Raw genomic sequence first — 22,530 nt, 5'->3', positions numbered from 1 at the left:
TTTAGCCCATCATTTTTTCGATTGGCATTACAAGAATAGAGCTACAACCAAGGGCTTTAAGTTTCTCCATGGTTTCCCAGAACAAGGTCTCTGTAGAAACAACGTGGATAGCAACTTGTTCTTCATTTCCAGCAAGTGGTAGAACCGTAGGATTTTCAGCACCTGGAAGTAGGCTTTTCACCTGCTCTAAATACGCTTTTGGTGCGTGTAGCATGATGTACTTGCTTTCTTTTGCTAGTAATACGCCATCAACACGTGGCATTAGTCGGTTAACCAGTGTTTCTTTCTCGTCGCTAAGCTCGCCATCAGCGCGCTTAATAAGTACCGCTTTACTGCGGAAAATAACGTCTTTTTCAACAAGACCGTTAGCTTCAAGGGTTGCACCGGTAGATACAAGGTCACAGATAGCGTCAGCTACACCTGCTCGTGGGGCCACTTCCACAGAACCTTGTAGCATTACAGCCTTTGCATTTATGCCCTGTTCTTTGAAGTAGCGCTCAAGTAGGTAGGGGTAAGTTGTTGCTACTTTTTTGCCTTCTAGCGACTGGATTCCTTGATAATCCATCTCATTAGGTACCGCAATAGACAGGCGGCAGCCGCCGTAGTCTAGACGACGCAATACTTCATATTCGAATGGCTTGCCCGCAGCTTTACGCTCTAGCATTTTCTCTTCTAGCTCATTTTCGCCAATAAAGCCTAGGTCTACTACACCATCCATAACAAGACCTGGAATATCGTCGTCACGCACGCGAAGCAAATCAATAGGCTGGTTCGTAGAATGCGCAATCAGCAGGCGATCACGAATATTGAGTTTAATGCCTATAGCTTTCAGTAGGGCAATGCTGTCATCGCTCAATCGACCTGATTTCTGTACGGCAATTCGAAGTCTTTTGCTGTTACTCATTGAAACGTTCCTTACACGTTGTGTTTTAACTTTTGATTGCGCCTAAAACGAAAAACCCCCGGAAGTTTCCTTCCGAGGGTCGAGAATTTGTTTTATCTGCGCCACTGGAAGGATACATAGACCTTCCAGCACGAACCTGAAAGGTTATGCTTTGTGGTGATGGTGATGTTTCGTCGCGCAGTTAATCATTTTGAAAATTTTAATTCCTAATTTCGAACGGCTGAAACATTAGCGTTTTGAATTAGGATTTGCAAGGCTAAAGTGAACTCTTTTGGCACATTAACTCTAATTTAATGTGTATATAATAAAACAATTCGTTATGAATTAGTTTTGAACCGTAATTTTAGGCAACTCGTTGCCGATAAGTTATAGAGACAAATGCAAACTTCTGGAGGGCGTATGAGCAACGATCTACTGTTTCCCATTTTGCCTCGCAACACAAAAGTACCGATTGAGACGGACGACCGCGTGAAGAAAGTGCAAAAGACCAAAAAGTCCGAGCATTTCAGTGAAGAAGAGCGCGATCAGTTTCAAGACGTGAAGCGAACTGAGATTATCGAAAAATCAGCTGAAAACTCGAAAGATAAAGAGCGAGGTAACAGCGAGGGTGGGCTTAAGCATATTGATATTGATGTTTAGCGAAACTTGTTAGCGTTAGGTTTTGCTCGCATTGAGTTCTTCAAATAAAGCCGCAATTTGATTCGTCACTTTGTGCTTAGGTAAGTAGAAAGGCAGCGGCATTCGCTTAGAGTGAGACTCTTTCACTTTTACCGTGGCACTTATATAACTTTCTAACACTGGCAAATCTTGCTGCTTAAGTGTCTCAATTAACTCTCTTGGAAGCTTTGCTTGGCTATTGAATTGATTAACAACAATACCCAACAAACGCAGTTCAGGGTTGTGGTCTTCTTTTAGTTCCATTGCATTTTCAAGTAAACGCTCAATCGCCTGTGCCGAGAAGTCGTCGCAATCAAAGGGGACACAAAAGCCATCAGCAGCAATAAGTGCCGCTTTAGAATAAAAATTAAAATTAGGAGGCGTGTCGATAAAAATGTTGTCGAATTCGTCTTTTAACTCCTTTAACGCGTCTTTAAGTTTAAAAATTTTGTATCGTGATTCGAGCTCTCGCTCGACTTCTGCCAACGCAGGAGAAGAAGGCATAACGAAGAGGTTTTCATAAGGCGTTGCATGCACGAACGCGTTAGGCTTCTTGGCTGTTCTGAAAATGCCAACTACTTGTTTGAACATATCGGCCACGGTAAGGCTTTGTTCACTGGCGTTAAATCCCACGTAGTGAGTACTATTTCCCTGAGCGTCTAAGTCTACTAATAAGGTCTTATGACCCAGCTTAGCGCTTTGCGCAGCTAAATTGGTGCTAATGGTCGATTTGCCTACGCCGCCTTTTTGATTAAACACCACGATTATCATAAGAAATCCCTTCGTCAGTTGTGTTTAAAATATGCCCAATTAAAAGTGCTTATGCAAAATATTGTTTATGGTTTAATGCAAACTGAATACATTTGTCCCAAATAGTGAAAAAATCAACACCGCAAAACAACGTGGTTTTATATACCTAGAATGGAAAGCGTTATGGTTAATATAAAAAAGTCTATATGGCAGCTTGCAATAATGCTTCTGGCGGTTTGGATGTCCAATAATACTTACTCAGCCGATGCATACACTGCGCAATATTACGCGGATAAAGGATTGAAAAGTGCTAAGCATTTTCCTGGATTGGCGAGTCTTTGCGATATTAGTCAAGAGCCGCGGAATATGTTCGTTATTAGCGAAAATAGGCGCGAGAGATCCGAGCGCAGTAATGGTGATAGCGAAGTAAAAGGAAATGCTAAAGTCCGTCGTCAAATTCCACCTCAACAGGTCTTCGATAACCTTTATTATGTCGGCGCTGGCAACGTAGCAAGTTGGGCAATTGATACGGGCGAAAGTATAGTTTTAGTAGACGCGCTAAATAATAACCAACAAGCTCAACATTATATCCTTAACGGACTTTCGGCACTCGGGTTGGGAGATAAGCCGATTTCCCATCTAATCATATCTCATGGACACGGCGATCATTACGGTGGTTTTGGGCTAATTAAATCAGTTTATAGTCCACGTATTGTGATGAGTGAAATTGAGTGGCACGTGTTAGAAAACGACGCGTTTGCAAGCTATCGCTGGGGAGCAAAACCTGAAAAAGATTTACTGATTGAAGATGGGGATGTACTCAACGTGAATGGCACTGAGTTAGCGTTTTATGTAACGCCTGGACATACACCGGGTACGCTTACTATCGTTCTCCCTGTGATCGATGGAGATGAACGGCATCGCGCTGTATTATGGGGCGGCACAGGGCTCAATTATGGTCCGGATGTCGCAAGAATAAAGTCTTATACAAACTCGGCCAATGCAATGAAAGCGTTGGTGAAAGAAAAAAATATTGATGTATTTTTGTCAAATCACCCTGGAAGAGACGGAACAAGAGATAAGCTTAAGGCGTTAACGGATAGGAAAGATAATCAGGCACATCCTTTTATACAAGGAGAAGATGTGGTTGTTGAAGCATTTGAGCTTCTCGAGAATTGTACAAGAGCACAGTGGATGCAGATTGAGGAAAACCGTGCTCAGTAAAATGTGAGCGATATGATTCTCAAGGCAAGAAAGAGAGAAACCGTAGACTTGCTCCTTCTGCCTTGAGATTTTCAAACGTTATTTCTGTAGTATTTTGTGTTTATTAAATCTTCTTGCACTCAATAAGCCTACTGCGAAAATAAAAATTGCAAACGTAGAGGGTGCACTTACCTCAGTTGAAGAAGAGGTTGTAGCAAACGAGCTAGCTAAAATGATCTCGCCGTTGACAATAGGGTTGTTGGTCAAGTTAAACACTGGCCCGGTTAACGGCCCGCCAGCAGGGAATAGTGCATCGTAAAATGCATTGAGTGAGAAATCATCGAAAGATACTCTAACCGCGTTGCGTGATTCTGTGCAAGAGGTGTTGGAACACGACTTTTCGACTTCATTAACAAATATTCCCAAGCCAAAGTCAGCGATATTCAAACCTGCAAAGAGAGACTGATTTTCAAGTGCAGTAGCCGTTACGGTATGTCCCCAAAGATTCACTTCCACATCCACGATGTCTGATGAACCTGCTGTAGATAGATTCACGTTTGAGCCGGTCGTGGCGTTTCCGTCAATTTGCGAGACTGTGGAAAGTACATCAGCACTTAGCGTTAAAAAGCCACTTATTCCAAGTAAGTCTGAAAATAAGTCAAGATTAAGGTCGTTTATGGTTCCGCGGCCTGACGTAAAAAAGCTTGCCGGAACAAAACTCGTTAAAGACGATTGAGATTCGCCTTCAATAATGGCGGTGGACAGCGCGCCATCAAACTCTGTAACGTCGATGGGGCTGCCCAACGTACCCGAAGCATCTGCGCTTGCGCCAATGATAGTGTCAATCTGTGAATAATTTTCAGGAGCACTACCGCTGGTATGGGCTAAGTTAATAGTTGAGTTAGCGATTGCAGAGACCATACCTCCTACATTACTTGTAATGGAAAGGTCGACATGGACTGCATTTCCATAACTGCTGCCTATTATTGCCGCGTTAGTTGAAAAGCCTACCGTCGCCGAAGCGAACAATGCGCTCGTTAATATCGTTCTTACTACTGCTCCTATCACTTTGTTGTTTTTTGGTTGCATGATGAAACCCTCGTTTATGGCTTAGCGTGCTGCTAAGCGAGCCTTTTGCAAGTAAAGCGTAGTCACGAGTGTTCAATTCAGTTATGAGGGTTTCCCCCTAAATTTAGACTTTTGTATACACGGCGGTGGTAAGAGAAGCTATGGGGAACACGACACTGCTTATTACGGTGATTCAGACAGCCTAAAGCTTTAGAGCGGTAGCGGGCTGTTGTGCAGAAAAATGAAAAGGCCTCTTGCATTCAAGAGGCCTTCGGTGTGTTGGAGCGCTAATCGCTAATATGGTTAGGAATAGTTAGGGCAGAATTAGTTTAGTTCTTTATCTACCCAAAATTTCGTGCCTTTAACAGTGGCCTGTAATGTAAGGCCGCTTTCAGTCATAGTATACACTGTGACGTTACCCAAGTAGCCTTCGCCTTCTGCAGATGCACCTTTGTTACCGGCTTTCGCTGCTACATCCGCGTTACCACCTACGGTCCATCCATTTTCAATAAAATGATTCATCGCTTTTTGTGTGTGGAAAACCATAACAATTCGGTAATCTTTTGCACCTAAGCCAAGGCCTACGCCACCTTCGGCCATATTCATATATGTTTTTGCGCCGGTTACATTATTGTTTACAACACCGTAGCCTGTGCCCGCCGCCACAAAGAATACGTTGATGTTAGCATTGGTAAATACGGCGTAGCCGGCAGCGTCTTTTACCTGAGAGCGCGTATCGGGCTTTTCAGAATAAAGGCGGGCAAGCGCGTTATCTTGCATATCTAAAATAGCTTGTCGCTTTTCAGCAACAGTTCCATCGCCCATCGAAGCGCACGCCGTTAAGGCTAACACGGCAGCCACAAACACAGATTTAATCGCTAACTTACTTATTTTCATGCAATTCTCCTTAGCATGTAGGTGTTTTATTAACTACAGAAGAAGACCATTCTTACTGTTTCTAATTCAATAAAATACCGTTTTAATTTACGTCACATTAGTTGTACGCAAAAAACGTGCTAAGTGGTGCATGAAACGTTGAAAACTATTGGTCTTACTTGCTAGTACACCTGCAAGTCGCTACCACTCAATTTCAAGCTCTAACGCACCGGGATGATCGGTTTGACCAACCATTTCTTCATACGGTGTGCTTTGACGGAGCCAAACTTTCTCAAAGGCTTGAGAGTCAAAATGCTCCCTAATCTCGTTCAAACAGTGAAACGTTTTAGGTTGTGACTTGTTGTCGCGAACCAAGGTGCGTGAGGCGCCCATACCGGTTGATGCGAGGTAATTGCCGCCTTCTAGTGACTCAATGTATAAGTTCATAGTGTAACCCTCATTAGGTCGCAACTCGTTTTAGCTGCGTCTTATATCTAATTAGTCGAAAATAGCCACAATGATCATTAATTTTGTGTCATGCACGATAAGGAGCCTTACGCATTAGTTGCAAATCAAAGCAACACGAATTACCACCACTTATTCGAACATACTGCGATCCCCGCCTTTTGCATACATTTATGGACACGCTCTTTGTCCTCTAAATTTAAAAATGATCCCACTTCAAATTGCTGTAGAGGGGCTTGTAGCACAAGCTGTGGCGCACATTTTAAGCTCAAGTCTTTTTTATAGTACAAGGACGTATCCGGTCGGAAGAATTCTATGCTGATACCGCTTGAGCTAGTGACTTGAATGCTGTTTGATGAAATTAAGAGCGTCTCCCAGCGGTATGTTGCTTTAGAAACTAAATACATAATCAGTGTCAGTAACCCGACCTCCAATCCTGCAAAAGGTAATATGACCCACGCACCGGCCAGTGACCAAGCAATAGCTATCGAGCTGATAAAAAGGGCAAAAGCTGCAATAAGGTGCTTTGTCTGTTGCCATGTTGCTGAGCGGTTTGGCGAAAGATGCAGTTGCACCTGGTGCTCAAATGTAGATACTTCAACCATGTTTATTAATATGCTGTATATGATATCTGTGTAAGTAAAGCCTTATACGTAGTGGGATAACAATAGTTTGAAAATTGTACAGGTGCTAGTTGGCTGCGTGCTTAGAAAAGTCATGCCGTGTAACTTGCCGTATTTTCTGCCTTAAGGACGTATGTGATTTCTCTCATCAAGCAAAACGCTGGCAAAACAGCGTTGATAGTACTTTTATTTTTATGGATCGGCAGTTTGCTAGCGCAACCAGCCCCTATTGAGCTTGTTAAAGAGTTCGGGCTTTTCAGCGTTCTTGGCGTTATTGGTGCTATATTTGCGAACGCCACTGGAGCTGGCGGTGGCGTGGTTTTCGTTCCGTTTTTTAACTACCTGTCATTTTCTGCGCAAAGCGTTGTGGCAACGAGTTTCGCCATCCAATGCTGTGGTATGACCGCGGGGGCACTAACTTGGGCCGCGTATTATAAACACCAACACAAGTATGATCAGTATTGGAAGGCATTACCCAGTGTACTGATGTTAACGGTTCCCTCGTCAATATGCGGCATAGGATTCGCTCAGTATTCTTCTCAAAGTACAAGGCTTCTAGAGCATTTGTGGGGTGGGGCCAATAACCTTCACATCGCTTTTGGTAGTTTTTCTATTCTATTAGCAATCGCAATATTTGCTTCTATTCCGCTAATGAAGCGTACCCATTTCAAAAAAGACTTACATACGAAAGATCTTTTGCTTTTACCTTTCATTGGTTTTTTAGGCGGCATTATCACCGCGTGGCTTTCGGTAGGAGTAGGAGAGTTAGTCGCTGTTTACCTCATAATTCGAGGGTTTAATGTAACTTTGTCTATTGCCAGCGCGGTTATCTTGTCGGCTTTTACTGTGTGGTCTGCATTGCCGTATCACGCTTTTATAAGCGAGTCTGTGGTATGGCAGGTTGTTTTGTTTGCTGGGGCAGGTGCAATAGTCGGTGGAACGATTGCAAAGTTTGTTGTTTTAGCATTTTCGGTTCAGCGTCTAAAACTTTTTTTCGGTATTTGGGTACTAATTTTAGGTGTTACAAGTTTACCTATTCTTTAAGCCACGAGCTTGCGGCAGTTAACAGCTTAGCTCACCTCAGTTTAAAGCCTAAAAGTAACGCGACGCAGAACCAGATTCTTCTTCTAAACGCTAATCTCGATAGGGAAAGATAATATGGATATCAATCCTGTTCCTAAGAAACGATATAACGTGCTTCAGCCAGAATGGTCATCTCACGCTGTTATTTATCAGGTCAACACACGACAGTTTTCAGAGGAAGGAAATTTTGAAGGAGTGAGAAAGGGGTTATCCCACATTAAATCACTTGGCGCTGATATTGTTTGGCTTATGCCTGTACACCCTATTGGTGAAAAGAATAAAAAGGGAGAGCTTGGAAGTCCCTATGCAGTAAAAGACTATCTGCCCATTAACCCTGAATTTGGTAGCGAAGAGGATTTCAAAGCGCTGGTGGAAGAAGCGCACAAGCTTTCGCTAAAAGTCATCATAGACTGGGTGCCAAATCACAGTGCGTGGGATAATCCTTTGGCTGAACAGCACCCCGAGTGGTACGCCAAAGACTACAAAGGAGATTTTCGCCCATCTCCGTGGTGGGACTGGAGCGATATCATTGAGTTCGATTATGAACAGGTTGGCCTTCGCAAATACATGATTAACGCGTTGTGTTATTGGGTTGAAAAGTTCGACATTGATGGGTTTCGCTGTGATGTAGCGGGGTATGTCCCCAACGATTTTTGGCAGCAAGCAGTGCAAACGCTAAGCGCAATCAGACCAGTCTTCATGTTGGCTGAATGGGAGAATCGCGACCTTCACGAAAATGCGTTCAATATGACATACGCATGGAGTTGGAACGAGACGCTACACGAACTCGCACACGGACAATGTTCGCTGGATAGGTTGCGCAAGTATTATTCGTGGAACGAACGCAGCTGGCCTCACTCCGCTTACAGAATGACCTTCGTTAGTAATCATGACAAAAATGCCTGGGATGGCACTCAGCGCGAACAATTTGGTGATGCGCTTGAAGCCTGCATTGCGTTGTCTGTGGTAGGTGAAGGTATGCCGCTCATTCACAACGGACAAGAAGCTGGGGAAACCAAGCGTTTAGCGTTCTTTGAGCGCGATCCAATACACTGGCAAAAACATGAAATAGGCAACTTGTACCGCAAGCTAATTGCTCTTAAAAAGTCCAAAGCCGTGCTAGGGAACGGAGAGTACGGGGCAAGAATGATACAGGTGCCAAACTCTAAGATGGATAAGGTTTTTAGTTTTGTACGTTGTAGTGAAAATGAAAAAGTGTTCGTTGTGATTAATTTCTCAAATGAGCAGCTTGATGTAACGTTTGAAGAACCATTGTTTGAAGGTGAGTATGCGCACTGGGAGCGCGACGAAAAGAAAATCTTCGGAGCTGATTCAGTGTGTAAACTCACGCCTTGGCAGTTCGAGATATGGGTGGCATAACGGTGTGATCGTTTAGTCTCATCTTTAACTACAAAAGGTAAAAAGCACTAATGTTTTTTTACTAAGTGAAAATTAAGGATGAACTATGACTGCGAATGATTCAGCTGAAAAAACAGAAGACCGATCGTTAAATAATCATGCAGCGCTTAAAACTTCTATTGCCAATGGTGATGTTGAAGAGGTAAAAGCGCGACTTGAAGGACACACTTTGGATAAGCTAGAAAAAGGTTATCTTATTGATCTCGCACGCTTGAGTGGTAACAGTGAAATCGAGGAAGTGATTAAGTCAACACCCGAAAGTTAGATGCTAAAGAATCTAGCTCAGATCTAATCTGAGCTAGTACAACTTAGTCATTACTCTTCAGAACTATCACTTGAGTTATTTTCAGACTTACTCTGATAACGCTTAAATTCCGTACGCGTAATTAATTCATCGTCATTTGCGTCAATATTATCAAAATCACGTGTTACACCACTTCGCGAGGCTTCAGCTTTAGTAAGCTTACCGTCGCTGTTAGCGTCCATCATCTCAAATTTACTTCGCGCAATGACCGCTTCATCTGCGATAACCGTATTATCGTGAACAACAGTATCTTCAGCCACTTTGTCAACGTTTGTCTTTTCTAAGTTTCCGTTAGCCTTCAACTCAGTCTTAGCTCTTAACTCGTGAGTCAGCCTTTTGTCTTTCGTTGCGGCAACCACTTCATCGACATCAGTATTAACTTTAACTTCCGTTTCCATTGTACCTTCTGTACCCATACTCTCTTTCATCGATTTTACCGTTGCAAGCACGTCGTCATCGAAATGTTGAGGGTGCTTCGTTACATGAGCATTGAACTCTTTAATTGAAAGCTGCATGTCTGAATTGGTATCAATTTTGGAAAAGTGCGCATAAATCTCATCGTCGTCAGCTTCTTCTCGTGAAATATAGCCGTTGTCATCGTTATCCAAATCGGCAAATGTGGTGTCTATTTTTTCGATACCATTGCCGGCAAACGCGGCAGTAGAAAGTGCGGCGCTGATTAGTGTAGCAATTGTTAATTTTTTCATATCTAACTCCTTGGTTTTTCGGCCTCCATACTGCTTAAAAACGGAGGAGAGTATTCACATGGAGTTATTCACAGCATATGCCATTTCAATAAAATGTTTTTAGATCATTGGTTTATGTTTTTTGAAAGGTTGGGTGACGACAGGCGGAATTGTGAAATCTATAGAATTTTCTGAAAAAGTTACTCGCTATTTTTGACAAAAACGGAACACGTTAAGCGGAGAATGTTGTGAATGCGAGCAACAATCGACCTGCCGTTATTCAAGCAGCGAGTTTTGTTTAGTATAAAGCCATTAGGTTTCGTATGAGTACTCAATGTTTGTTACGGTAAACGTTCGAATTTTGTAATAGTTTCTAAGCTTTCTGCCCACGCAGCTTTGCTTACGCCGAAGATATGTGCAGTAGGTTTAATCAGTAGTTTCGTGTCCAGACACCCAGCGGGTACGGCTAGAATGTCACCGAGTTGAGTACAAGGAAGAGCTGAACCACAAATTTTACAGAAACTTTTGCTATGACGCGTGTTCTCGAGCGTGAAGTTGACTACCGCGTCAACACCCGATGCCCAAGTTAATATAGCCGAACTTGAAAACAGGTTGGCTGCGAAGGCCGAACCTGTATCCTTTTGACAATGTTTGCAGTGGCACAGATAAAAACTGTCAAAATCACCCTCAATTTTAAAAGTTACCGAACCACATAAACAAGACCCTTTGTAAATGTTCATCAAAACTCCCTTTTTGTGAAATAACACTATTTAAAGCACCAAGACTGCTACTGTTTAGCAAGCCAATCGTAAAAATGCGCCACGCCTGCTTCTAAAAACGGTTCTATGGGACCGTGTTCTTCTTCGCCTGATAAATAAAGTGCCCTTCGGCCTTTTTCTAACAATAGGCAGGCTTCTTCATCTTCTACCGCTGTTTCTATATAGGCCGCTTTTTCCGCTGCAAAGTAGTCTGGTATATCTTTATAAAGTGCTTTTGGATAATAAAATTCAACGTGGTTTACACATGCGCCGGCACCCTTGGGATAAATCGTGCTGACGACAATAATATCTGGGTACCACTCAATCATAATATTAGGGTACAAAAAGCACCATATTGCGCCAAAGCGAGGAAGTGTTTGCCCAAATCGTGCCAATAATGCGTCTTGGAACTCTCTGTAACGCGGTGTTGTGCGCTTGGTAAGCTGGTCGCCTAGCCCAACTTTTTGAACTGAAAAATCATCGCCAAACGACCATTCTAAATCATCGGGTTTAACAAACTGGCGAAGCCCAGGGTGCATGGAGTACACGTGATAGTTCTCTAAATAGATTTCGATGAATGTCTTCCAGTTAAATTGATATTCCGTGGTTTCAGAACCGGCGTAAAAGTAATCGGTAAAGTCGAGATAGTCCTCAAGCCCAAGGGCAGATAAGTCCATATTAGGAGAGCGCCCTCGAAATAGAAGACCGTTCCACACTGACAGTGATTCCTTTTTCAACTGAGCGCTAGGGGCATCCTTAAAGTGGGGTGCACCTTTAAGCTGGCCTGTATTGTCATAGCCCCAGCAGTGGAGTTTACAAACTATGCTGCGTGCCCAGCCTTGCCCTTCAAGAAGTTGAGCTTGTCGATGTAAGCAAACATTGGATATAAGTTCATAATTCTCACCTTGATTAAACAACGCATAACGGTCGTTAAAGTGAGGCAGTACTTGATAGCTAAACTTCTCTGGCACCATTAGGGAATGGCCCGCATAAGCAAGCCCTCGAGAGAATGCCTGCTTGACTTCCTGCCGGCTTTCATCAGCATCAAAGTAACTTTTTATAGAAGGATGGGTAACGATTTTCATAGTTTAAAACGGGTGCTAAAAACGCAGTGCGTTGAGTCGAAATAATATAGGCGCTATGTATCACTGAATTGCTTAAAAAAATAGCAATATTTTATTTAAAGCACTATTTTTTTTAAAATATCGGAGTAGAATCCGCGCACCTTAATTTCGAAGTGATTTTCATGGACATTGGCTTCCATCACCTTGAAGAAAAGCGTCTATTAACGCTTTCTTTTTATATTGCCGGTGCATTTGTCGTTATTGCACTTGGCTTTGCCATTTTAACCAGTTCTGGCGCTATTTTATTTGATGCCGCTTACTCGTTAATTGCTTTTGTTATGTCAATGCTAACGCTAAAAGTGGCTAACTTGGTTCAACGTCCTGATGATGACCGGTTCCACTTTGGTTACACGGCAATTGAGCCTACGCTGAACATGTTTAAGTCGCTTATTATCATTGCCACGTGTGTGTATGCCGTCGCGAGCTCTGTTCAGAGTTTATTAGCAGGTGGGCATGCAGCTGAATATGGTATTGGTATGGTCTACGGTGTTGTGGCAACGGTTGGCTGTTTTAGTATCTCTCTTTACATGCGTGTAAAAGGTAAGCATTTACTGTCCGACTTAGTAAAAGTGGATTCTCACACTTGGATGATAGACGGCGTGCTAAGTGCATCCATCTTGTTCGCTTTTATTTTGGCCTACGCGTTAGAGTTGACGGAATATAGAACACTGTCGCCGTACGTTGATCCTGTTTTATTGATTATTCTTGGTTCGGCAATGTTGCCGGTGCCTTTTAAGATTTTGCGTGAAAGCCTTAATGAAGTAATTAACAAAGCGCCGCCTGAAGCTATCTCGGCGGTAATCGAGAAAAAATTCAAAAAAACGTTGGCTGACGTCCCATACGAACATGTGGAAGTGCGAATTAGTAAGCGGGGTAGGGATGTCTATCTATTAGTCCACATTATCGTGGATGACGCATTCTCGATTGCAACGATCAGTGAGTTAGACGAAATTCGACTGAAATGCGAAGCAGAAATGCGCGAGTGGGATCCTGCAATCATCATGGACATCTTGTTCATAAAAGATCCTGAGCTTGCAGAGTAATGATACGGGGGAGTGTGAAATTTCTCGCATTCTCCCCTTACTTGGCTGGCAAAATGCTCCAAACTTTCCGATAATCAACTCTTTAAGCTAATTGAAGATGTGATGGAAACGCGACTTCCGCTATATAAAAAGCTGCTGGTAATGTACCGCATAGAACCGGGTTGTCTTGGGCCGCAAGGTGCTGACTACGTCGAGGAGTTTTGTATATTTGCCAAAAAAAAGCTAAAAGACAACCATGGTCATTGTTTGCGATGGACCATTAAGCCCCGCTACGACAAGACACTGCCCGAGCTTGAATTCCAGATAAAAAATGCCGTACTTTCCCGTGACAATGCGGCTAAATATATGGATAGCTTTGGTATTGATATCGATGCTTTCGAAGAAGAGCTAGAGGAGTCGCTCGCCGATTTGGTTGATGCATTTTTTGAACGCTGATGCGTTTAACTAAAGCCACCTTCGCATGCATTGCTATATACAATGCTAGAGAACTCGAAAAGGCACTTCAAATGCAGAGCACAAAAAAGCCCCGCCATTTCTGGCGAGGCTTTATCATTCATTCAGTTAAAGTGAATCAGTAACTCACCTTAATAGATCAGTTTAAAGATTTCAGTTTCTGGTAACCTTCAGCTTCTAGCTCATCATTTACGCACTCTAATACAAATACGTCTTCCGACTTGCCTTTTGTGCCTTCTTCTTCAGCGATTTCTTTGCAGAACTGGGTTAATTCCGCTACCAGCTCTGCAGGTGCTTCGTCTGATGCAGCTGCAATTACAGAGAACGCCATTGCGCTTAAACCTAGTAAGCCTAAACCTATAAAGCGTAAACCTTTCATAATTACCTCGTTTAATAGTTGAGTATAAACATTTACGAGCTGGATATTGCGCCTAAGTGTTAAGATTAAAAAGCTAATTTTTTTGTTCTAGAAGACAAATTCTTTTCATCAAAAATTTAACAATTGTTTTGACTCTAAAAGGCGTCAGGTAGCAAATGCTGACGCTAAAATGCAAACCTTTAATGGGCATTTTAAAGGCTTTTTGGCATAATGCGCGGCCTAAAGTAGAAAAGTAATGACAGCGCTTAAACCATGCCCACAATAAATAACGTATTCTCTTCAGATGGCCTCCTTGCAGGTGCTATCAAGGGGTTTGTACCTCGCGAAGCTCAAACTGAAATGGCAAAGGCGGTTAAGCGCGCTATTGATACCACAGGTAGTTTAATAGTAGAGGCCGGTACAGGAACGGGAAAGACTTTCGCTTATCTCGCTCCGGCATTGTTGAGCGACGGAAAAGCCATTGTTTCTACAGGAACTAAAAACTTACAAGAGCAGCTATTTCACCGCGATTTACCGCTGGTAAAAAAGGCCTTAGGCAGTAAGCGAAAAACTGCACTGTTAAAAGGCCGTTCAAACTATCTTTGTCTACACCGTGTAGCGCAGCACAGCGGCAACTCTACGCTGGTTGAAAAAGAGGTATTGGGTCAGCTTTCAGAAGTGAAACGTTGGTCTAGTACTACGAAAACAGGTGATATGGGGGAGCTTAAAACCCTTCCCGAAGATGCCCGTGTTTTACCGTTGGTTACCTCTACAGTGGATAACTGCTTGGGCCGCGATTGCCCAGATTATGAAGATTGCTACTTGGTAAAAGCGCGCAGAAAGGCGCTGGATGCTGATATTATTGTGGTAAACCACCACCTTTTCTTTGCTGATATGGCACTGAAAGACACAGGGTTTGGCGAACTTATCCCAGAAGCTGACGCGATTATTTTTGATGAGGCTCATCAAATTCCCGATATTGCGAGTGATTACTTTGGCGAGTCACTTTCGACAAGACAAATTCACGATATTGCGAAAGATATCACGCTGTTGTTCAGAACAGTGCTAAAAGATGCTGGGCAGCTAGATAAAGCGGCTGACAAATGCAGGATGATTGCCTCTGATTTACGGTTATTGTTCCCGGATACGGCTGAACGCGGCAACTGGGCTGAGGCGTTAGACCGTGACGACGTGCGCATGCAGGTGGGCAAGCTGGCCGAAGCGCTAGGTGTACTGCATGAAGTGTGTAAACTCCATATTGGCCGCGATAAAGATTTAGACAACATGTATGAACGTGTTGTGGCTGCAAGAGAGCAGTTAGATGCGTTAAGCGACAACAAGCAAGAAAATGTAAGTTTGTGGTATGAAACAACTCAGCGCCACCTCATTATGCATTTAACGCCCTTATCAATTGCCGCTAAATTCAGACGTTTCGTATCATCGCCGCCGCGCGGGTGGATTTTTACCTCGGCAACCTTAATGGTAAACGGCGGTTTTGATCACTTTCAGCGACGCATGGGCTTAGAAGACGCAGAAACGTTAGGATTAGATAGCCCGTTTAATTATCCTGAACAGGCCATGCTGTGCGTGCCCCGCTATTTACCAGAACCAAACAGCTACGCTATGCGCGAAACTTTGCTAGAAACAGCCAAACGGCTAATTAAAGCAAGTCGCGGGAGATGTTTCTTGTTGTTTACTAGTCACGCTATGCTTCGAGAAATTGCGCAGAAGCTAGAAGACGAGATAGATAATCCGCTACTGGTGCAAGGGACTACCACCAAACAAGCATTGCTGGATGCGTACCTTGCAGATGAAAAAGCGGTATTAATGGGCACAGGCGCGTTTTGGGAAGGAGTAGACGTGCGCGGCAACGACTTGGTTTGCGTGATGATTGATAAGCTGCCCTTTGCGTCACCTGATGACCCGCTGCTTCAAGCCCGTATGGAAGATGTAAAAAAACGTGGAGCAAACCCGTTTGGTGTTATTCAAATTCCCCAAGCTGTTATTACGTTAAAGCAGGGCGCGGGGAGACTCATCCGAGATCCTTCAGATAAAGGCGTGCTGGTTATATGTGACAATCGATTAGTGACGAAGCCTTACGCCAAAACCTTCGTCGGAAGCTTGCCAGATATGAAAAGAACAAGAAGCTTGGACGAAGTGGAAAAATTTTTAGCCGGCATTGATGAAGCCTAAGTTAAAGCACTGAAAAAGCGGTAAGCGTGTATTACGCCATTAGCCCCGTTTTCAGCTTATATGAAATAAGAGATAAACATGAACATTTTAGCTATAGATACCGCAACCGAAGCTTGTTCGGTTGCGCTTCAATTCAAAGACACCGTCATAACGCGTTTCGAGATATGCCCTCAGCAGCATAGTCAACGACTTCTTCCCATGGTCGATGAGGTGTTAAAAGAAGCAAAGGTTTCGCTGGGCGACCTAGATTTACTGGCTTTTGGTCGAGGCCCAGGCAGCTTTACCGGTGTTCGTATAGCGACGGGAATGATTCAAGGTTTAGCGTTAGGGACTGGCTTAAAAGTAGCGGGCGTGAGTACGCTTGAAGCTATGGCGTTTGAAGTAGCGTCTAAAACTCAGCATAAAGATGCATTGATTGCCGTCGCGTCTGATGCGCGTATGGGTGAAGTGTACTTCGCGGTTTACTCTCAGTCGCAAAATGGGCTTGTACTTTGCGTTGAAGAGCAAGTTTGTCCGCCCGAAGTGGCTATTGAACTGCTAAAAGTACTTAGAGAAGAAAACGGCGCGGCTGTAATTGCAGCTGGCACCGGCTGGTCTGCCTACGAGGAGCTTAATAACTGGAAGTCTGAAGTATGTGGTGAGGTAGCGTCTGACATCACACTTCCAAACGCGCAATACATGCTTAAACTTGCAATAGATGCACATAGTAAAGGCGAAGTATCTGACGCTGTGAATGTAGAACCTGTATATCTGCGCGATAAAGTTACGTGGAAAAAATTACCAGGCAGAGAGTAACGACACGCCGCCAAATATTGGGCGCCCATTACTAACAATAAATAAATCGAGCAACGGGAAAAGAGGAGCGAGTCTTAAGGTGAAAGCTCGCTTCCCAATGGTATGATTCTTGCCTCAGTTAACTCTGTATGATTATCAATAATAATTTCGCCGTACCGTCTTCCGAACCTTCGCAAGGCCGCGTCGCTAAAATTAACAAAGACCCTGAACAGCAAAGTAAAGGGCAAAGCGAATCGTCTGCTAGGGCGATTGTTGTTGCACCCGACGAACAGGGAACGGATAACGCCAAAGCGTACCAACAATTTATTCGTGAAGATGGCAACACGTATTCTCAAAATGCCATAGCGTCATACACAAGCTTTGAAAAGCAGCAGCAACGCGAGTTTATTCAATCTATGTTCGGCGTGGACATCTACGCGTAGTCCAGTCTCATTCACAATCACTTACATTTTCTAACAAATTGTTAAAACTCGTGGTGTATATAGAACAAAAGCCTACCCTAGACACTCTGAAGAGTGTTGCTTGGGACGATCTATATCATTTAAGCGACATAGCGATTGAACGGCAGTGGTTGTCCATACGTATTAGTGCTACTGTTTTATTGCTGACGTGCGGTTTTTCTTTTTAGCATATAGAGAGATACATGAAGATAAAAACGGATTTGTAATCGTGATTCCGCAGTTCTTGTTTTGAACAAATCAACGCTTGCAGGTTAAATTGTGATCAGGCGTAGCATATTTTCTAGGATATAAAGGAGCAGGTTAATGTATCGGTATTTGGTTTTACTCTCAGTCTTTTTATTTGCGGGCTGTACATTAGTTCCAGACAGTATAGATGTGCCTGAGGGTACGCAGCTAGTTAGCTATTCTAAGGCGGTTACGTCTGGTGCAAACGCGCAAGGTCAAAGAGCCCGTTGGGGAGGCATGATTGTTGGTGTTGAAAACAAGCCTAACAAAACTCTGATCGAACTCGCTCATTTTCCGCTGAATCACTATGGCAAGCCTACAACAAATGGAGAGACGTCGGGTCGATTCAAGGTACAAATTGATGGCTTCGTAGACCCAATAGTTTTTGAAGAAGGTCGCGCGGCAACGTTTCTAGGTACAATTACTGCGCCAACCGCAGGCATGGTGGGTGAGCAACCCTATATTTACCCAACAATCACTGTTGATGACTATCATATGTGGAGAAAACAAGAAGTTTATGATGTAAATACTTATTTCTTTAATTATCACACTGGTTGGTATTCACCTTTTTATCGCTTCAATGGCCCTTGGATGTATCCCCAATTTAATCACTCTCGCGTAATTCGCTATAAAAACGCACCAAGCAAGGCTACGCTTCCCTCTAAGTCGAGTCGGACAAAAAGCAACATGAAACCCACTATACAGCCAGCAAAGTTAAATAAAGAGAAATAAACAATTAATGAGAAGGGCGGCATGTTATTGCCGCTTTTTTTTGTTTGTAAGACAAACACGGAGTACGAGCGGCAATAAGTTGCCATAAGGGATAAAGATGATTGAGACAGAATTTAACATTGGGGCATTACATTTAGCTGCGTTAGATAATCAAGGTGCCGGCAAAGTCGTACTTGGTTTACACGGCTACTTGGATAACGCAGAGAGCTTACGGTTGTTAGCACCCTACCTACAAACTCACCGCTTTATTGCGCTAGACCTAGCTGGTCATGGTCGATCTGGTCACCGTGCACTAGGCGCACATTACAATCAAGCTGATTATCTGCAAGACCTTTATGCGCTAATAGAATCTCAAGAATGGGAAGAAGTCATTTTATTAGGACACTCTCTCGGCGGAATACTAGCGAGCCTTTTCGCTGCACTTTTTCCGGAAAAAGTCACTGCTGTAATAAGTATTGATGCTTGTGGGCCGCTTACCGAAGCTGAAGAAACAACCGCAGCACAAATGCGTGACGCAATAATGAGTCGTCACGCGAAGTCGCGAAATAAACTGCGAATCGTTGATTTAGACGACGCAGTTAAAGCCAGGTGCAAGGTATCCGATATTCCTGCCGAACACGCGCGTTCTATTTTATCGAGAAATTTGACCCAAGATGCGGGGGGACATTGCTTCTGGTCGAGCGACCCAAAGCTTCGTACAAAATCTACACTAAGACTCACAGAAAAGCAGGCAGAATCGCTAATGCGTGCTATTGTATGCCCAATTCTTTTTATTGGTGCATCTAACAGTTTTAAAAACCTTGAGACTGTTTTCCCCAATCGCAAGGGGTGGTTTTTAAATGCGCAATACGAACAATTAGTAGGCGGTCACCATATTCACATGGAAAATACTGACGATGTAGGGGTATTAATTCGTCATTTTGTTGAGCAATTGTAAATTGTGCCGTTTATTTTTTTTTACACATCCTATACTATTCGCAAGTTATCAGACCAGTTATATAAGTGCAGCTCCCCATGCGCTTATAAAATAGTATAAGAATAAAGTAGAGGAGGTTTTGGTGGAAAAAACCTGGCTTAAGCATTACGACCCTCGCGTTTCCGCAGAAATTGATGCCGATCGTTACGCATCTGTAGTAGACATTTTCGAGCAGTCGGTAAAGAAGTTTAAAAACAAAGAAGCCTTCATTAATATGGGGCATTCAATCACGTTTGAAGAGTTAGATACTTTATCAGCTCAGTTTGCTGCTTATTTGCAAGCAAGCGGACTAAAACGCGGTGATGCTGTGGCAATCATGATGCCCAACCTTCTTCAATACCCTGTTGCCATGTTTGGTATTCTGCGCGCAGGGATGGTTGTGGTTAATGTAAATCCTCTCTATACAGCTCGTGAGTTAAAGCACCAACTAAATGATGCTAATGCAAAAGCCATCGTTATTGTTGAAAACTTCGCGTGTACTCTAGAAGAAGTCATCGCAGATACAAATCTACAAGAGGTCTTTCTGACAGCTTTAGGCGATATGCTTCCGGCACCTAAGCGCTGGATTGTGAACGCAGTTGTGAAGTACGTTAAAAAGATGGTGCCTTCGTTTAATCTACCTGAAACGACATCGTTTATGTCGGCGGTTAAAAAAGGACAAACCCTTGAATATAAACGCCCAGATATCGATAGCGGCGATTTAGCGTTTCTTCAATACACAGGTGGCACAACAGGTGTTTCTAAAGGCGCCATGCTTACTCATCGCAATATGGTGGCTAATCTCGAGCAGGTCTCGGGAATTTTAGAAACAGTGATTGAAGAAGGCGAAGACTTTGTTGTTACCGCGCTTCCGCTTTACCATATCTTTGCGCTACTGGCGAACTGCTTGATGTTCGTTAAATACGGGTGTCGTAACTTGCTTATTACCAACCCGCGTGACATGCCGGCTTTTGTAAACGAACTTAGCAAATATCCGTTTACCATTTTACCTGGCGTAAATACCTTGTTTAATGGCCTGTTAAATACGCCCGGATTCAGTGAACTTGATTTCAGCAAATTTAAGTTTGGTTTAGGCGGCGGTATGGCTGTTCAGCGCCCTGTAGCAGAAAAGTGGGGAAAGGTCACCGGTACTGTGCTTCTTGAAGGCTATGGACTAACAGAGTGTTCGCCTGTGGTAGCGGTTAACCCGCCACAGATTGAAGCTTATAAAGGCGCAATCGGAATGCCGGTTCCTTCTACAGATATCAAGCTCCTTGACGACGACGGTAACCCTGTCGAAAAGGGCGAGCCCGGTGAAATGTGGGTGAAAGGCCCTCAGGTAATGAAAGGATATTTGAACCGACCAGAAGCGACAGAAGAAATTCTAAAAGACGGTTGGTTAGCCACAGGTGACATCGCTACGGTAGATGATGAAGGTTACTTCTATATTGTTGACCGTAAAAAGGATATGATCCTAGTTTCAGGCTTTAACGTGTTTCCTAACGAAATTGAAGAAGTGGCTGCAATGCATGAAAACATTGTTGAAGCAGCTGCGGTTGGGGTTCCTCATGAAGTCAGTGGTGAAGTGGTGAAATTGTTTGTAGTTCGAAACAGCGACTCACTTACTGAAAATGACGTTATCGCGCATTGCCGTAATCACTTAACGGGTTACAAAGTGCCTAAGCAAGTTGTTTTCAAAGACGACTTACCAAAAACCAATGTAGGTAAAATACTGCGTCGGGAGCTTCGAGACTAATTTCGTTGAAATAGTTTTGTGAAAGCCGGCGTAAGCCGGCTTTTTTATTACTGTGCAAAAATATGCAATATCAATTAATTACAACATCTGAACAACTCGAAAAAGTGTGCACTGCCGCACAGCGTCAAGAGGCGGTAGCCTTAGACACTGAATTCGTAAGAACGAAAACCCTTACTCCGCATCTAGGCCTAATACAGCTTTACGATGGCCATCAGCTGGTACTCATTGACCCGCTCGCCATAGACAATATGCAGCCGTTTATCGATCTCATGGAGAATACCGAAGTCGTGAAAGTGCTGCACTCGTGTTCTGAAGACATTGAGGCGTTCCTTACCGCCTTTGATACCGTACCAACGCCTGTGTTCGACACGCAGCTTGCGGGAAGTATTTTGGACATGGGGCCGTCACTTGGCTATGCAAAGCTTGTAGAGTTGCTGTGTGATATCAGTTTGGACAAAGGGGAGTCGCGAACCGATTGGTTAGCCAGACCTCTACGTGAAGCGCAGCTGAGCTACGCAGCGAATGATGTGCTGTATTTACTGCCTTGCTACCAACAGTTAGCCAGTAAAGTACAAGAGGCGGGGAAAGTGCACTGGATTTACCAAGAGATCGCTTTGTTAGTTGATAAAAAGCGCGCTCAAATGCCTGAAGATTTTGCGTACTTAAGCATTAAGAATAACTGGCGATTGAACAGCGAGCAGCTCACTGTATTACAGGCACTAGCGGCATGGCGTTTAAATACCGCACGAAAAAAAGATCTGGCCCTAAACTTTGTGTTCAAAGAAGGGCATTTGTTTGAAGCGGCGCAGCGTCTTATTGATAGTAAATCTGGCCTTTCGCGTATTAACGGCGTGAATCATCAGTCGGTACGCCGCTACGGCGACACCATCATCACGCTAATTGAAGAGGCGAGAGCAAAGTACGCGCAAACACCAGAAAAGCTCAGGCTTCCGGTTGTGCTGCGGTTAATTGATATCGCCAAGTACAAAAAAACGCTGGCCGAGCTTAAAGTTATCAGCGACCAGATAGCGAAAGACAATGCTGTAAATAGTGACGTTATTGCCTCTAAAAAACAGCTGAATCAACTGTTAAAATGGTATTGGTTTTCGGTTGATGAGACCCGCGTGCAGGGACTAATGCCCGATGTACTGTCGACATGGAGAGAGCCATTGTTTCGCTCTCACGTAACCCGTTTACTTGGCGACGCTCCGGCCCAATAGTGCTTTAAAAGTAATATGGGTGAGCAGTATTGGCGAGAGGTGTATGCTCTCTGGCCAATTAAATCTGCATAGTGACCACAAAAGAACTAAACAAACGAATTGAGAAAGAGTAAAAATTTTATGTTATGCGCAGTTTATAAAACGCGAAAGAAAGACGGCATGTATTTGTACGTGCCAAAGAAAGACCATTTTGAAGACGTGCCAGAGCCGCTTATGGCGAAGTTTGGTCGCCCAGAGCTAGTGACTATCATCGCCCTAGAAAAGCGTGAGAAACTTGGCCTGGTTGACAAGCAAAAGCTTATCGACGAGCTTAATGAAAAAGGCTTTTACCTTCAAATGCCGCCAAAAGAAGATAATTTGCTAGAGCAACACCGTGAATCTCTAGGGCTTTCAAAAACGCCCGATAAGAAGTTTTAAAT

The 22,530-nt window shown here is 43.6% G+C and carries 25 protein-coding genes and 1 other annotated feature; of the genes, 15 read left to right on the top strand and 10 right to left on the bottom strand.

Annotated elements, in window-relative coordinates; genetic code table 11:
- Position 1: 1 nt before the first annotated feature.
- On the bottom strand, positions 2-904 hold the full coding sequence (gene hisG, locus F0261_RS08665) for an ATP phosphoribosyltransferase (protein WP_014950027.1): 903 nt from the start codon (positions 902-904) through the stop codon (positions 2-4).
- Positions 905-954: 50 nt separating this feature from the next.
- Positions 955-1,073 (bottom strand) — a sequence feature (His leader region).
- A 230-nt stretch (positions 1,074-1,303) separates the two neighbouring features.
- Between hisG and F0261_RS08660 the strand changes: the two genes are divergently transcribed.
- Entirely contained in the window at positions 1,304-1,543 is a 240-nt protein-coding gene (locus F0261_RS08660) for a hypothetical protein (protein WP_014950026.1), read from the top strand.
- A 15-nt stretch (positions 1,544-1,558) separates the two neighbouring features.
- On the opposite strand, the gene F0261_RS08655 is transcribed toward F0261_RS08660, so the two are convergent.
- Positions 1,559-2,332 carry a ParA family protein gene (locus F0261_RS08655; RefSeq protein WP_075177533.1) on the bottom strand — a complete coding sequence of 258 codons (774 nt, stop codon included), beginning with the start codon at positions 2,330-2,332 and terminating at the stop codon, positions 1,559-1,561.
- A 162-nt stretch (positions 2,333-2,494) separates the two neighbouring features.
- Between F0261_RS08655 and F0261_RS08650 the strand changes: the two genes are divergently transcribed.
- Complete coding sequence (locus tag F0261_RS08650; protein ID WP_171337715.1) at positions 2,495-3,535, top strand: MBL fold metallo-hydrolase; 1,041 nt, start codon at positions 2,495-2,497, stop codon at positions 3,533-3,535.
- Positions 3,536-3,613: 78 nt separating this feature from the next.
- Here F0261_RS08650 and F0261_RS08645 read toward each other — a convergent pair whose 3' ends face one another.
- The 4 genes from F0261_RS08645 to F0261_RS08630 form a co-directional block, all read right to left on the bottom strand.
- The gene (locus F0261_RS08645; RefSeq protein WP_253819305.1) at positions 3,614-4,603 is read right to left on the bottom strand and encodes a hypothetical protein; all 990 of its coding nucleotides are present in this window, start codon (positions 4,601-4,603) and stop codon (positions 3,614-3,616) included.
- Between the two features lie 303 nt (positions 4,604-4,906).
- Positions 4,907-5,479 carry a YSC84-related protein gene (locus F0261_RS08640; RefSeq protein ID WP_014950022.1) on the bottom strand — a complete coding sequence of 191 codons (573 nt, stop codon included), beginning with the start codon at positions 5,477-5,479 and terminating at the stop codon, positions 4,907-4,909.
- A 180-nt stretch (positions 5,480-5,659) separates the two neighbouring features.
- On the bottom strand, positions 5,660-5,929 hold the full coding sequence (locus F0261_RS08635; RefSeq protein WP_257721543.1) for a DUF6482 family protein: 270 nt from the start codon (positions 5,927-5,929) through the stop codon (positions 5,660-5,662).
- Positions 5,930-6,045: 116 nt separating this feature from the next.
- Entirely contained in the window at positions 6,046-6,528 is a 483-nt protein-coding gene (locus tag F0261_RS08630) for a DUF2244 domain-containing protein (RefSeq protein ID WP_014979732.1), read from the bottom strand.
- Positions 6,529-6,681: 153 nt separating this feature from the next.
- Between F0261_RS08630 and F0261_RS08625 the strand changes: the two genes are divergently transcribed.
- The 3 genes from F0261_RS08625 (at position 6,682) to F0261_RS08615 (ending at position 9,313) form a co-directional block, all read left to right on the top strand.
- Positions 6,682-7,590 carry a sulfite exporter TauE/SafE family protein gene (locus F0261_RS08625; protein ID WP_014976941.1) on the top strand — a complete coding sequence of 303 codons (909 nt, stop codon included), beginning with the start codon at positions 6,682-6,684 and terminating at the stop codon, positions 7,588-7,590.
- A 114-nt stretch (positions 7,591-7,704) separates the two neighbouring features.
- Complete coding sequence (locus F0261_RS08620; RefSeq protein ID WP_171337713.1) at positions 7,705-9,009, top strand: alpha-amylase family glycosyl hydrolase; 1,305 nt, start codon at positions 7,705-7,707, stop codon at positions 9,007-9,009.
- A gap of 85 nt (positions 9,010-9,094) precedes the next feature.
- Positions 9,095-9,313 (top strand): hypothetical protein, encoded by a 219-nt coding sequence (locus F0261_RS08615; protein WP_014976939.1) that lies wholly within the window; start codon positions 9,095-9,097, stop codon positions 9,311-9,313.
- Between the two features lie 50 nt (positions 9,314-9,363).
- On the opposite strand, the gene F0261_RS08610 is transcribed toward F0261_RS08615, so the two are convergent.
- The 3 genes from F0261_RS08610 to F0261_RS08600 all read right to left on the bottom strand — a co-directional run bounded on the left by F0261_RS08610 (position 9,364) and on the right by F0261_RS08600 (position 11,881).
- Complete coding sequence (locus F0261_RS08610) at positions 9,364-10,059, bottom strand: calcium-binding protein (RefSeq protein ID WP_171337711.1); 696 nt, start codon at positions 10,057-10,059, stop codon at positions 9,364-9,366.
- Between the two features lie 320 nt (positions 10,060-10,379).
- Positions 10,380-10,778 carry a GFA family protein gene (locus F0261_RS08605; RefSeq protein ID WP_014979726.1) on the bottom strand — a complete coding sequence of 133 codons (399 nt, stop codon included), beginning with the start codon at positions 10,776-10,778 and terminating at the stop codon, positions 10,380-10,382.
- Positions 10,779-10,825: 47 nt separating this feature from the next.
- Positions 10,826-11,881: an aromatic ring-hydroxylating dioxygenase subunit alpha gene (locus tag F0261_RS08600; RefSeq protein WP_171337709.1), complete on the bottom strand. Its 1,056-nt coding sequence runs from the start codon at positions 11,879-11,881 to the stop codon at positions 10,826-10,828.
- A gap of 161 nt (positions 11,882-12,042) precedes the next feature.
- Between F0261_RS08600 and F0261_RS08595 the strand changes: the two genes are divergently transcribed.
- A complete protein-coding gene (locus F0261_RS08595; RefSeq protein ID WP_014979724.1) occupies positions 12,043-12,963 on the top strand; it encodes a cation diffusion facilitator family transporter in 921 nt (306 codons plus the stop codon).
- A gap of 102 nt (positions 12,964-13,065) precedes the next feature.
- Positions 13,066-13,398 carry a hypothetical protein gene (locus F0261_RS08590; protein ID WP_014979723.1) on the top strand — a complete coding sequence of 111 codons (333 nt, stop codon included), beginning with the start codon at positions 13,066-13,068 and terminating at the stop codon, positions 13,396-13,398.
- A 157-nt stretch (positions 13,399-13,555) separates the two neighbouring features.
- Here F0261_RS08590 and F0261_RS08585 read toward each other — a convergent pair whose 3' ends face one another.
- On the bottom strand, positions 13,556-13,795 hold the full coding sequence (locus tag F0261_RS08585) for a hypothetical protein (RefSeq protein ID WP_014979722.1): 240 nt from the start codon (positions 13,793-13,795) through the stop codon (positions 13,556-13,558).
- Between the two features lie 252 nt (positions 13,796-14,047).
- Here F0261_RS08585 and F0261_RS08580 point away from each other — a divergent pair, with 252 nt between their 5' ends.
- The 8 genes from F0261_RS08580 to F0261_RS08545 all read left to right on the top strand — a co-directional run bounded on the left by F0261_RS08580 (position 14,048) and on the right by F0261_RS08545 (position 22,528).
- The gene (locus tag F0261_RS08580) at positions 14,048-15,967 is read left to right on the top strand and encodes an ATP-dependent DNA helicase (RefSeq protein WP_014950010.1); all 1,920 of its coding nucleotides are present in this window, start codon (positions 14,048-14,050) and stop codon (positions 15,965-15,967) included.
- 78 nt (positions 15,968-16,045) lie between these two features.
- Positions 16,046-16,762, top strand: coding sequence for a tRNA (adenosine(37)-N6)-threonylcarbamoyltransferase complex dimerization subunit type 1 TsaB (gene tsaB, locus F0261_RS08575; protein WP_014979720.1), 717 nt, complete (start codon positions 16,046-16,048; stop codon positions 16,760-16,762).
- 128 nt (positions 16,763-16,890) lie between these two features.
- A complete protein-coding gene (locus F0261_RS08570) occupies positions 16,891-17,184 on the top strand; it encodes a hypothetical protein (protein WP_171337708.1) in 294 nt (97 codons plus the stop codon).
- 342 nt (positions 17,185-17,526) lie between these two features.
- On the top strand, positions 17,527-18,180 hold the full coding sequence (locus F0261_RS08565) for a Slp family lipoprotein (RefSeq protein WP_014979719.1): 654 nt from the start codon (positions 17,527-17,529) through the stop codon (positions 18,178-18,180).
- 97 nt (positions 18,181-18,277) lie between these two features.
- The gene (locus F0261_RS08560) at positions 18,278-19,117 is read left to right on the top strand and encodes an alpha/beta fold hydrolase (protein ID WP_171337706.1); all 840 of its coding nucleotides are present in this window, start codon (positions 18,278-18,280) and stop codon (positions 19,115-19,117) included.
- 121 nt (positions 19,118-19,238) lie between these two features.
- Positions 19,239-20,891, top strand: a complete 1,653-nt coding sequence (fadD, locus tag F0261_RS08555; RefSeq protein ID WP_171337704.1) for a long-chain-fatty-acid--CoA ligase FadD — start codon at positions 19,239-19,241, stop codon at positions 20,889-20,891.
- A gap of 62 nt (positions 20,892-20,953) precedes the next feature.
- A complete protein-coding gene (gene rnd / locus F0261_RS08550; RefSeq protein ID WP_014950004.1) occupies positions 20,954-22,111 on the top strand; it encodes a ribonuclease D in 1,158 nt (385 codons plus the stop codon).
- A gap of 120 nt (positions 22,112-22,231) precedes the next feature.
- Positions 22,232-22,528 (top strand): YcgL domain-containing protein, encoded by a 297-nt coding sequence (locus tag F0261_RS08545; protein ID WP_014950003.1) that lies wholly within the window; start codon positions 22,232-22,234, stop codon positions 22,526-22,528.
- Positions 22,529-22,530 lie beyond the last annotated feature (2 nt).

The organism is Alteromonas sp. 07-89-2 (assembly GCF_013113925.1).
Classification (GTDB): Bacteria; Pseudomonadota; Gammaproteobacteria; order Enterobacterales; family Alteromonadaceae; genus Alteromonas; species Alteromonas macleodii.
Note: the sequence above shows the minus strand (reverse complement) of the source record. Positions and strands in the feature narration are given on the sequence as shown.